The sequence below is a fragment of the Streptomyces sp. NPDC023527 genome (genome assembly GCF_055560115.1).
The window spans coordinates 42,620-53,579 of the sequence record NZ_JBVHJJ010000007.1 but is presented as its reverse complement, the minus strand read 5'-3'; the positions used below and the strand labels follow the sequence as shown (position 1 = coordinate 53,579).

The 10,960-nt window shown below is 72.1% G+C and carries 14 protein-coding genes; 11 read left to right on the top strand and 3 right to left on the bottom strand.

Going from position 1 to position 10,960, the window contains the following annotated elements; translation table 11 throughout:
* Nucleotides 1-242 precede the first annotated feature (242 nt).
* Entirely contained in the window at nt 243-1,925 is a 1,683-nt protein-coding gene (locus tag ACZ303_RS15590) for an MFS transporter (RefSeq protein ID WP_467339155.1), read from the bottom strand.
* Nucleotides 1,926-2,103: 178 nt separating this feature from the next.
* Here ACZ303_RS15590 and ACZ303_RS15585 point away from each other — a divergent pair, with 178 nt between their 5' ends.
* Both ACZ303_RS15585 and ACZ303_RS15580 read left to right on the top strand, forming a co-directional pair.
* Nucleotides 2,104-3,279, top strand: coding sequence for a hypothetical protein (locus ACZ303_RS15585; RefSeq protein WP_467339153.1), 1,176 nt, complete (start codon nt 2,104-2,106; stop codon nt 3,277-3,279).
* Nucleotides 3,280-3,686: 407 nt separating this feature from the next.
* A complete protein-coding gene (locus ACZ303_RS15580; RefSeq protein ID WP_467339151.1) occupies nt 3,687-4,706 on the top strand; it encodes a phosphatase PAP2 family protein in 1,020 nt (339 codons plus the stop codon).
* Nucleotides 4,707-4,817: 111 nt separating this feature from the next.
* Here ACZ303_RS15580 and ACZ303_RS15575 read toward each other — a convergent pair whose 3' ends face one another.
* Entirely contained in the window at nt 4,818-5,033 is a 216-nt protein-coding gene (locus tag ACZ303_RS15575; RefSeq protein WP_467339149.1) for an I78 family peptidase inhibitor, read from the bottom strand.
* A gap of 451 nt (nt 5,034-5,484) precedes the next feature.
* Between ACZ303_RS15575 and ACZ303_RS15570 the strand changes: the two genes are divergently transcribed.
* From ACZ303_RS15570 to ctaD, 9 genes are all read left to right on the top strand, one after another.
* Entirely contained in the window at nt 5,485-5,832 is a 348-nt protein-coding gene (locus ACZ303_RS15570; protein ID WP_467339147.1) for a gas vesicle protein GvpO, read from the top strand.
* 39 nt (nt 5,833-5,871) lie between these two features.
* Nucleotides 5,872-6,288, top strand: a complete 417-nt coding sequence (locus tag ACZ303_RS15565; protein WP_467339145.1) for a gas vesicle structural protein GvpA — start codon at nt 5,872-5,874, stop codon at nt 6,286-6,288.
* Nucleotides 6,285-7,004, top strand: coding sequence for a GvpL/GvpF family gas vesicle protein (locus ACZ303_RS15560; protein WP_467339143.1), 720 nt, complete (start codon nt 6,285-6,287; stop codon nt 7,002-7,004). Before ACZ303_RS15565 ends, ACZ303_RS15560 begins: the two co-directional genes overlap by 4 nt.
* Nucleotides 7,001-7,219, top strand: a complete 219-nt coding sequence (locus ACZ303_RS15555) for a gas vesicle protein GvpG (RefSeq protein WP_467339141.1) — start codon at nt 7,001-7,003, stop codon at nt 7,217-7,219. The genes ACZ303_RS15560 and ACZ303_RS15555 overlap by 4 nt, the downstream gene beginning before the upstream one ends.
* Nucleotides 7,216-7,533, top strand: coding sequence for a gas vesicle protein (locus ACZ303_RS15550; RefSeq protein WP_467339138.1), 318 nt, complete (start codon nt 7,216-7,218; stop codon nt 7,531-7,533). Before ACZ303_RS15555 ends, ACZ303_RS15550 begins: the two co-directional genes overlap by 4 nt.
* Entirely contained in the window at nt 7,530-8,312 is a 783-nt protein-coding gene (locus ACZ303_RS15545; protein ID WP_467339136.1) for a GvpL/GvpF family gas vesicle protein, read from the top strand. Before ACZ303_RS15550 ends, ACZ303_RS15545 begins: the two co-directional genes overlap by 4 nt.
* Nucleotides 8,309-8,536 carry a gas vesicle protein gene (locus ACZ303_RS15540; RefSeq protein WP_467339134.1) on the top strand — a complete coding sequence of 76 codons (228 nt, stop codon included), beginning with the start codon at nt 8,309-8,311 and terminating at the stop codon, nt 8,534-8,536. The genes ACZ303_RS15545 and ACZ303_RS15540 overlap by 4 nt, the downstream gene beginning before the upstream one ends.
* Nucleotides 8,533-8,808 carry a gas vesicle protein K gene (locus ACZ303_RS15535; RefSeq protein WP_467339132.1) on the top strand — a complete coding sequence of 92 codons (276 nt, stop codon included), beginning with the start codon at nt 8,533-8,535 and terminating at the stop codon, nt 8,806-8,808. The genes ACZ303_RS15540 and ACZ303_RS15535 overlap by 4 nt, the downstream gene beginning before the upstream one ends.
* A 100-nt stretch (nt 8,809-8,908) precedes the next feature.
* Nucleotides 8,909-10,594, top strand: a complete 1,686-nt coding sequence (ctaD, locus tag ACZ303_RS15530; protein ID WP_467339130.1) for an aa3-type cytochrome oxidase subunit I — start codon at nt 8,909-8,911, stop codon at nt 10,592-10,594.
* A 147-nt stretch (nt 10,595-10,741) separates the two neighbouring features.
* On the opposite strand, the gene ACZ303_RS15525 is transcribed toward ctaD, so the two are convergent.
* Nucleotides 10,742-10,912: a hydrophobic protein gene (locus ACZ303_RS15525; RefSeq protein ID WP_467339128.1), complete on the bottom strand. Its 171-nt coding sequence runs from the start codon at nt 10,910-10,912 to the stop codon at nt 10,742-10,744.
* Nucleotides 10,913-10,960 lie beyond the last annotated feature (48 nt).

Here is a 10,960-nt window from a genome sequence, read left to right as displayed (position 1 = left end):
CCGGCGGTGCCGAGCCACCCTCAACCCACACATCCGTCCGGCACCGCCGAATCCCGCCACCTCACGACGCGCCGTCGCGGCGGCGAGGAAAACGGCGGTGCGTCAGCCGCCCGCCCGCCGGCGACCGGAGGACGACGACACCGCGGCAAGGTGGGGACGCGCACCGCGCAGCGGCAGGACACCCGCCGGGGCGCAGCCCCGTGGGCCGCTCGGGGCGCAGCCCGTTCCTACCCGACCGGCGGTCAGTTCGCTTCGGCGGGCACCGGCGGAATCCCCGCAGTCCGCCCCCCGGCCGGCGAGGCCCCCGGTGTCCCCTCAGCGGGAGCGACCCCGCACTCCATCGTGCGTGGCAACCGCAGCGCCGCCACCGCGCCCAGGAGCAGCAGGCCCGCGCTGATCAGGAGCGTGACGTGCAGGCCGTGGACGAACGCGTCGCGGGCCGCCGTGCGCAGGGCCGTGCCCGCGGGACCCCCCAGCCGGGAGGCGATCTCGTACGCCTCGCCCAGCGAGTGGCTCGCGGCGGCGGAATCCGCGCTCGGCACCCCCCGTGTTCCGGCGACGCCGGGCGCGTACGCGGCGTTCATGACGCTGCCCAGCAGCGCGATCCCGATGCCCGCGCCGAGCTGGTACGACGTCTCGCCGATCGCCGCCGCGCCGCCCGCCGACTCCTCGGGGGCCTCGCTGAGCATGGACTCGTACGCGCCGAAGAGCGTCGTCTCCAGTCCGAAGCCGAGCAGGACGAAGCCGCCGACGAGGACCGCGGGCCGGTCCTCGGCGCCCATGACGGTCAGGGAGGCGACGGCCGCGGCGGTCAGGACGAAGCCGAGGGCGACCATCGTGCGCGGCCCGAGCCGGTGCAGCAGCCGGGACCCGGCGAGCCCCGCGGCCATCGCGGCGAGCGTGAGCGGCAGCAGCCGCAGCCCGGTCTCCAGTGGGGTGAGGCCGAGGACGAGCTGGAGGTACTGGGCCGCTATGAGCTCCAGGCCGACCAGCGCCAGCATGGCGAGCACGATGCAGCCCACCGAGGTGCCGAAGGCGGGCCGGGTGAACATCCGCAGGTCGACGAGCGGGTGCTCGCGCCGCCGCTGCCTGCGGACGAAGAGGATCAGCAGGGCGGCCCCGACGGCCCCGGGGACGACCGTCGCCAGGGTCAGCGGCGGCTCGCCGCCACCGAGCCGCTTCACGGCGAGGACCATGCCGAACAGCCCGAACGCCGCCATCAGCGCGCCGAGCACGTCCCACGGCCCGTTCCGGTCGCCGGTCGACTCGGGCAGCAGCCACCGCCCGACGGGGAGGCTGACGGCCATCAGCGGGAGGTTGATGAGGAAGACCGATCCCCACCAGAAGTGTTCGAGGAGGAAGCCGCCGAGCAGCGGACCGCAGGCCGCGCCCACCGCGGCGACCGCGCTCCACAGGCCGACCGCCAGCGCCCGTTCCCGCCGGTCGGGGAAGACCTGCCGCAGGATGGACAGCGTCGCCGGCATGATCATCGCGCCGCCGACGCCGAGCAGGGCGCGTGCCCCGATGAGCACCTCCGGCGTCCGGGCGACCGCGGCCAGCGCCGAGGCCACGCCGAAGAGCGCGTAGCCGAGCAGCAGGACCCGGCGGCGGCCGACCCGGTCGCCGAGCGTGCCGAACAGGATGAGGAGGGAGGCGCAGACGAGCGGGTAGACGTCGACGATCCACAGCAGCTGTATCGCGCCGGGCCGCAGGTCCTCGGTGACCGCGGGCACGGCGACGTGCAGGACGGTCGCGTCGACGGCGACGAGGAGCAGGCTGACGCAGAGGACGACGAGCACGGTCCAGCGGTTGGCCCCGGCTCCACGCCCGTGCGGCAGGAGCGGCCGACGCCGCTGCCCGTACCGGGTCCGCTGCCGGGGAACGCCCGCCGCCCGTGGGGGGCCGGCCGTGGTCGTCCCTGACATTCACACCTCCGTGTCGTGCGCTCGCGGTCGGTCGCCGGGCCGTGGGGGACTGTGGACCCGGCGGGGTCGAGGGCGAGTGACTCGACAGAGTACGCGAGTCCCGGCCAGGGATACGTGCTCCGTGTCACGTCACGGGCCGGTCGCCGGGTGCGTGCCGCGCATGCTGGACAATTGCCCGGTGACCGATCTTGTTTCTCCCGCCGGTACGGGCGCCGGGGCGGGTGGCCCGCCCGGTGCCCCAGGGGCTCGCGGAGCGCTGCGCCGCGCCGTGCCCGCGCTGCTGGTGTACGCGGGAGTGCGGGCGCTGGGTCTGGTGGTGCTCGCGCTGTGGAGCGGCGCGGCGGGCAAGAGTCCGCATCAGCTGCTGTCGGCGCGCTGGGACTCCCTCTGGTACTCCCGCATCGCGGAGGAGGGGTACGGCTACACCCTTCATCTGCCCGGCGGGAAGGTCCACTCGGATCTGGCGTTCTTCCCGCTGCTGCCGTGGCTGGAGCGGGGGCTGTCCGCGGTCTTCCCGCTGTCGGCGGCCGACGCGGGCCTGGCGGTCAGCGCGGTCGCCTCGCTGCTGGCGGCCTGGGCGGTCTTCCTGACCGGTGACCGCCTGTACGGGCCCCGGGCGGGCATCGCGCTGGTGGCGCTGTGGGCGGCGCTGCCGGTCGGCGTCGTGCAGTCGATGGCGTATTCGGAGTCGCTGTTCACGGCGCTGGCCGCGTGGAGCGTCTACTGCGTGCTCACCGGGCGGTGGGTGTGGGCGGGTTCGCTGGCGGCGCTGGCGGGGCTGACCCGGCCGGTGGGCGCGGCGGTGGTCGCCGCCGTGTGGGTCACGGCGGCGGTGGTGTGGTGGCGCGGCGAGCGGCGGCCGGCGCCCCGGATGCTGCTCGGCGTGGCCCTCGCTCCCCTGGGCTGGCTGGCGTACTTCGCGTGGGTCGGCGTCCGCGAGGGGAGCGTGACCGGCTATCTCGATGTGCAGGGTGGTTGGGGCAACGGCTTCGACGGCGGTGTGGCCTTCGGCACGTTCGTCGGCGAGCGGCTGACGGGCCCGGCGTGGCCGGCCGGTGCGGGGCTGCTGGTCGGGGTCGCGCTGGTGGTGTGGCTGTACGCGACCGGTGTGCGGCAGCGGCAGCCGCTGCCGCTCCTCGTCTACGGCGGCGTGGTCCTGCTGCTGGCCCTGACCGCGAAGGGCTACTTCGGTTCCAAGCCGCGGCTGATGATGCCGGCCTTCCCGCTGCTGCTGCCGCTCGCGGTGGCCCTCGCCCGGCTGCGGACGGTACGGGCGGTGCTGACGGTGTCGGCGGTGGCGGTGGGGTCGGCGGTCTACGGAGCGTTCTGGCTGAACGGCTCCGGCCCGCCTTGATCGTCTTTCCGGGTCCGCCGGGGACCGTCCGGGGCTGCCCGGGAGACCGTCCGGGGCAGGCCCGAGAGACCATCCCCGGTCCGCCCAGGAGATCTTCGCCGTTCCGCCGGGGAGACCGTCGCGGATCTTCCCCGATCCGCCGGAGAACTCCGCGGGAAACGCCGTGGAACGCCCGGGCCAATCACCGATAAACAGGGCCGCACAAAAAGAAATCGGATGACCGCGCATGCCCCGGGCGAGGCGTGGGAATATTTCCGCGGCGTTTATGGGCCGGTGGCCATTCCCGAGATGTGACGCGCAATCAAACGTGGGGTAGGTCATGTTTGAGACGCATTCCACATCACATCGTCATCACAAACAGGCCCGATCGGCCGAACCCTCCCATCACGCAATGTAACGTCGATTGGGTGCGTACCAAAGACGAGCTCGTCCAACTGGAGGAGCGCCCGACCGAGCCCGTACAGCGGCGACCGCGGATGACACGGACCCGTCTCGGGATCTTCGTGGCGACCTCGGTGGTCTATCTGGCGATCGTGGTCGGCGTGCTCACCACGTCCTGGCCGGTGCGGTTCGACTGGCAGGTCATGCTCTTCCGCCCGTACAAGCAGTGGCCGGAGATCCACACCTTCCTCGACTACTTCGTGGTGCTCGGCCAGCGCGGCCCGACCGCGGTGGCCGTGGCGGCGTGGCTGGGCTGGTGCACGTACAAGCAGAAGACGCTGCGTCCGCTGCTGGTGCTGGGCACCTCACTGCTGCTGCTCAACGCCACGGTGGGCGCCGCCAAGATCGGCATGGGCCGCCTCGGTCCGCACTACGCCACCTCGATCGGCTCGAACGAGATGTTCGCCGGCGGTGACATATTCCCCTCCGGTCACACGGCCAACGCGGTGGTGACCTGGGGGGTGCTGGCCTATCTCGCGACCACGCCGCGCACCCGCCGGGTGGCCTCGGTGATCGCCGCGCTCCTCGCGCTGGGCGTCGGCATGACGACCGTCTATCTCGGCACCCACTGGATGAGCGATGTGACCCTCGGCTGGAGCGCCGGCCTCCTGGTCCTGCTCGCCCTGCCGTGGTTCGAGACGCCGATGGCCCGCGCCGAGTCCCTGCTGCTGGCGCTCTGGCGCCGGGTCCGCGACCGCGGCGCGCTCGTGCCCACCACGGTCACGCCCGTCGTCACGGTCGGCGGCCCGCGCACCCCGGCCGACGACCGGATCCCGCCCGTCCGCGAGCCGGTGGGCGTCGCCGGGCGCACGGCGGCCCGCGTGCCGGACGGCCGGCCGCACCTGTCGCCGAAGCCGCACACGACCCGTTCCGAGCGCACCCCGGTCACCCCGGCCGGCAGCCGCCGGCCGCCCCACCCCGACCGCACCCCGCGCACCGCGCCGCTCGGCCCGGCCACGGGCCGCGGCCGCACCGTCGGCGGCTGACCCCGGACGACGGCGCGGGTGGTACGCACAGACCCCGCGCCGCACGCTCTCCACGACGGCCCCGGCGGCCCCCTCCCAGGGGCCGCCGGGGCCGTTGTCGTGCCGGGCGGGTCAGCCCTTCCAGCAGCGCCGCACGACGCCGTTCTCGACCTCGAAGTTCAGCCGGCCCGCCTGGTACTCCATGGTGATGACCGCGCCGGGGGGCAGCGAGCGCACGGTCGCCCAGCCGTGCTCGCGCGCCCGGTGGGAGGCGCTCGCGGTGTCGAGGCCGACGTAGGACTCGGGGGCCTCGTCGGGTTCGGTGGGGACATTCGGTAGAGGTGCCATGGAAGTCACCGTAGGCCGCGCCGCCCGTCGGCGGTAGCGCGGACCCGCCCATGGGGTCATGCGCCCCGGGTCGTCACCGGTCACACTTCTGTCACAGAGAACCGGCACCGGTTTACCGCGCGGGGCATCACTCGTACGGGCCTTCTCGCCGCCCCCAGAACGGTTCCGCAAAACCTCGTCGGCGAATTCACCGGACCTTCTCCGAATACCCTCGGGAACTCCCTGAATATCTCCGCACATTGCCCCGCGCCGACTCTTCCGTAAATGCCGTCCCGGTGTTTGCGCACCACCGCGCCGCCCTTCCTCACCGGGCTATCCGGAATGCATTGCTCCGATCCCCGTCACACGCCACTCACACCTCGCCCACAACCCGCTCACTTCACCCACCGGCCGCGCGTCCAGGCCAGGTTTGGGGAGGCGTTCCCGAGGTACCCGCAGTCGCGAGGCCCCTATGACAGACACATCAGACGACTCCAAGAAGACCGAGAAATCCGACAAGACCGACGATCCCGGCGAGCCCGGCGCGACGGGACAGGAGCGGGAATTGACCCCCGTCGAACTCCTGCGCGCGGCCCGCGACCAGCTCACCGAGCTGACCGGCATGCACCCCGAAGGCGTCTCCCGCTTCGAGCGCACCGAGGACGGTTGGGTGCTGGAGACCGAGGTCGTGGAGGTCACCCGAGTGCCCGAGACCATGAGCATCGTGGCGCTCTACGAGGTGGCCCTCGACCCCGACGGCCTCCTCACCGGCTATCGCCGCGTGAGCCGCTACGAACGCGGGAGGGCCCAGCGCCGCTGAGGCCGCCGGATCCACGGTCCCGAGAGGAAGTTGTCCGACATGAGCGTTGTCCCGGCACAGCAGTCCGGGGGTGCGGGCGGCACCAGCGGCCTGTACGACGTCCTGGAACTGGTCCTCGACCGCGGCCTGGTGATCGACGCGTTCGTCCGCGTCTCCCTGGTCGGCATCGAGATCCTCAAGATCGACATACGGGTGGTAGTGGCCAGCGTGGACACCTATCTGCGCTTCGCCGAAGCGTGCAACCGCCTCGACCTGGAAGCCGGCCCCCACCGGAGCCCCGGCCTGCCCGACCTCGTCGGCGAGGTCACGGAGAGCGGCGCCCACGGCAAGGCCAAGGGCGCCCTGTCCGGCGCCGCGCAGACCGTCACCGACGCCCTCGGCCAGGCCAAGGAGAAGGGCGAGAGCCGCGTCCGCCGCGCCACCGGCTCCCGCAAGGAGAAGGAGGAGAGCGAATGAGCACGTACGTCTACGGCATCGCGCGCGGCGAGCGGAGCGGTCTGCCCGAGGGGCTCACCGGCATCGGCGACCCGCCGCTGCCCGTGCGCGTCATCGGCGAGGACGGGCTGGCCGCGGTGGTCAGCGACTGCCCGCCGAAGCTGCGGCCCAAGCGCCGCGACCTGCTGGCCCACCAGCAGGTGCTGGCCGAGGTCGGCCGGCGGACCCCGGTGCTGCCCATGCGCTTCGGGAGCGTCTCCGACAGCGACGAGAAGGTGCGCTCCGTACTGGCCGAACACAGCGACCTCTACCGCGAGCGGCTGGAGCGGCTCACCGGCCGCGTCGAGTACAACATCAAGGCCGTGCACCGCGAGGACGTGGTGCTGCACCTGGTCCTCGCCGAGAACGCCGAGCTGCGGGCCCTGGCCGAGGCCAACCGGGCGGCCGGCGGCGGCTCGTACGAGCAACGGCTGCGCTTCGGCGAGATGGTCGCCAATGGCGTGCGCGAGCGCGAGGTGCGCGACGCCGGGCTGGTGGAACAGACCCTGGCGCCGCTGGCCGAGGAGCACCGGCCGGGACCCGAGAGCGCCGGCTGGTTCGTCAACCTCTCCTTCCTCGTCGCCAAGACCGCCGCCCAGGAGCTGCTCACCGCGGTCGGCCGGCTCCAGGAGACGCACCCGCAGCTGGACCTCAAGGTGAACGGCCCGCTGCCGCCCTACAGCTTCGTCGCGGCGTGACGTTCGTCGGCTGGGTCCTGCGCCAGGTGCTGGCCGAGGCGGAGCGCCTGTACTACGACCCGTCCGTCGTCCGGCACGAACTCAAGGCGCTGGAGGAGCAGTTGACGCAGGGGACGATCGGCGAGGAGGAGTTCGACCGGCGGGAGGACGCGCTCCTGGACCGCCTGGAGGAGGCCGAGCGATGGGCGACGGGGCGAGGGGGAACACAGCGATGACCTTCCCGAGCCGGCTGCCCGACCCGGCGCCGCCCGGCGGCTCGGCCAACCTCGCCGACATCCTGGAGCGGGTGCTCGACAAGGGCGTGGTCATCGCGGGCGACATCCGCATCAACCTGCTGGACATCGAACTCCTCACCATCAAGCTGCGGTTGATCGTGGTCTCCGTCGACAAGGCGAAGGAGATGGGCATCGACTGGTGGGAGCACGACCCCGCCCTCTCCCCCGGCGCCCGCCGACGGGACCTGGGCAGCGAGAACGAGCGCCTGAAGGCCCGTATCGCCGAACTGGAGTCACGGGAGGACACGCCATGACCGACGCGGAGACGACCGGCGAGGAGCTGCTGTACGCCTACGCCGTCGCCCGGGACACCGACCTGCCGGAGGACACCCTGGCCGGCGTCGGGGGTGTGACGGGCGGGCCCGTGCGCGGTGTGCGGCAGCGGGGGCTGGTGGCGCTGGTGGGGACGGTCCCGGCGGCGGAGTTCGACGAGGCGCCGCTGCGGGAGCGGCTGGAGGACCTGGGGTGGCTGGAGCGGGTCGCCCGCGGCCACCAGCGCGTCGTCGACGCCGCCTCGGCGACGGCCTGTGTGCTGCCGCTGCGGCTGGCGACGGTCTATCGCGACGAGAGCGGGCTGCGTCGGATGCTGACGGCCGGGTACGAGGAGCTCGACGCGGCGCTCGACCGCCTGGACGGGCGCGCGGAATGGGCGGTGAAGCTCTGGACGGACCCGGACGACGCCCCACCCGCCGAGGCGCCCCCGGTCCGCTCCGGGCGCGACTACCTCGCCCGGCGCGGAGCCGAGCGCCGCGCCCGCGAGGAGGGCATGCGGCGCGCGGAGGAGGAGGCGTCCCAGGTCCACGCCGCGCTGCTCGCCCTGGCCGAGGAGGCCCGGCTGCACCCGGCGCGCGACAGCCGGCTCTCCGGGCGCCCCGGCCACAACCTCCTCAACGCCGCGTATCTGGTCCGGCGCGAGCGCTGCCAGGAGTTCCGGTCGGCCGTCGGCGCGTTCGCGGACCGCCCGGACGGACTGCGGGTCGAGCTCTCCGGGCCGTGGGCCCCGTACTCCTTCGTCGCGCCGGAGCCCCGGTGACCGGCGACGCGCCGCTCGCCCGCGGCCAGGAGCTGTCCCTGCTGGACGTGCTCGACCGGCTGCTCGCGGGCGGTGTCGTGGTCGCCGGCGACCTCACCCTGCGCATCGCCGACGTCGATCTCGTACGGATCGACCTGAAGGCCCTGATCGGCTCGGTGGACGGCGACGTGCCCACCCCGTGGGGGGCGCTGTGGGAGGAGCCGAGGAAGGAGGTGGGGCCGTGACCCGCCGTGTGGAGCTGGACCAGGACACCGTCGAGCGGGACCTGATGCGGCTGGTGCTGACGGTCGTGGAGCTGCTGCGGCAGCTGATGGAGCGACAGGCGCTGCGCCGGGTCGACCGGGGTGACCTGACCGAGGATCAGGAGGAGCGGATCGGGCTGACCCTGATGCTGCTGGCCGACCGGATGGAGGAGCTGCGGACGCGGTACGGGCTGGAACCGGCGGACCTGAACATCGACCTCGGGCCCCTCGGCCCCCTGCTGCCCCGTGAGTGATGGCGTCGACACACCGGACGCGCCCTCGCGCGAGGGACGCGTGACGAGCATCATGGCGTGAGCCCGAAAGCCCGTCGAAGGTGACATCGAGGGAGCGCAGATGGGGACGGACACCGCGCAGGCGGCCGCCGGCGAGGTCAGGGAGCGGCGGCCGGGCCGGATGGTGGTGGACTGGCTGACGACCACCGACCACAAGAAGATCGGGCACCTCTATCTGATCACCTCGTTCGCCTTCTTCCTGGTGGCGGGTCTGCTGGCGATGCTGCTGCGCGCCGAACTGGCCCGGCCCGGCCTCCAGCTGCTGACCAATGAGCGCTACAACGAGGTGTTCACGGCACACGGCACGATCATGCTGCTGCTGTTCGCGACACCGGCGTTCGCCGGGTTCGCCAACGCCATCATGCCGCTGCAGATCGGCTCCCCGGACGTGGCGTTCCCGCGGCTGAACATGCTCTCGTACTGGCTGTATCTCTTCGGCGCCCTGATCGTGGTGGGAAGCCTGCTGATCCCGCAGGGCGGCGCCACCTTCGGCTGGACCGGCTACGCCCCGCTGAACAGCCTGGTCCGCTCGCCGGGCACCGGCACGGACATGTGGATCCTGGGGCTGGCGCTGTCGGGGTTCGGCACGATCCTCGGCGCGGTGAACTTCCTGACCACCATCATCGGGATGCGCGCCCCGGGGATGACGATGTTCCGGATGCCGGTCTTCACCTGGAACGTGCTGTTCACCTCGATCCTGATCCTGCTGGCCTTCCCCGTCCTGGCGGCGGCGCTGCTCTGTCTGGAGGCGGACCGGCGGTTCGGCTCGCAGGTCTTCCAGGCCGCGAACGGCGGGGCGCTGCTGTGGCAGCACCTGTTCTGGTTCTTCGGCCATCCGGAGGTGTACATCATCGCGCTGCCGTTCTTCGGCATCATCACGGAGATCCTCCCGGTCTTCTCCCGGAAGCCGATCTTCGGCTATGTGATGCTGATCGGCGCGACCATGGCGATCACCGCCCTGTCGGTGGTGGTCTGGGCGCACCACATGTTCGCCACCGGCGCGGTGCTGCTGCCGTTCTTCTCCTTCATGTCCTTCCTGATCGCGGTGCCGACGGGGGTGAAGTTCTTCAACTGGATCGGCACGATGTGGCAGGGCTCGCTGTCGTTCGAGGCGCCGATGCTGTGGGCGGTCGGCTTCCTGGTGAGCTTCCTGTTCGGCGGGCTCACCGGCGTGATCCTGGCGTCGCCGCCGCTGGACTTCCAGGTCACGGACACCTATTTCGTGGTGGCGCACTTCCACTACGTGGTGTTCGGGACGGTGGTCTTCGCGATGTTCGCGGGCTTCTACTTCTGGTGGCCGAAGTGGACCGGCAAGTTCCTTGAGGAGCGGCTGGCGAAGATCCACTTCTGGACGCTGTTCGTGGGCTTCCACACCACGTTCCTCGTCCAGCACTGGCTGGGCGCGCAGGGCATGCCGCGGCGGTACTCCGACTATCTGGCGGCCGACGGCTTCACGGCCCTGAACACGGTGTCCTCGATCGGCGCGTTCCTGCTGGGGCTGTCGAACCTGCCGTTCTTCTACAACATCTGGAAGACCGCCAAGTACGGCAAGCGCGTCGAGGTGGACGACCCCTGGGGCTTCGGCCGTTCACTGGAGTGGGCGACCTCGTGCCCGCCGCCCCGGCACAACTTCCTCACGCTGCCGCGGATCCGCTCGGAGTCGCCCGCGTTCGACCTGCACCACCCGGACGTCGTCCGGATGGAGGAGCCGCCGGCCCCGGTGGAGCCGGACCGGGCCAATCCCTGACCATCCGTGACATGACCCGCGGACAGGACCCGAGGAGGCCACGGCACGCGCGTCGGCGCGCGGCGTGGCTACGGTCGTCGAGGACGGCTGCCGTCCCCGACGACCACTGGTGACATCACGACCCTCGTCAGCGGGGAGGGTCGCCGCTCACCACCGATACCAACGACCCCTCGAACCCCCGGCCCCGGTGGACCGGAAGAGGAAGCCGAGCAGCCAGATCACCAGGACCGCGAGAGCGACCCACCAGAGGATCTTCACGGCGAACCCGAAGCCGAAGAGCAGCAGGGCGAGAAGCAGGACGAGCAGAACAGGAACCATTTTTCGCACCTCCGTCGATGCGAGTGCCCCTTTGGTTCAAAACCATAC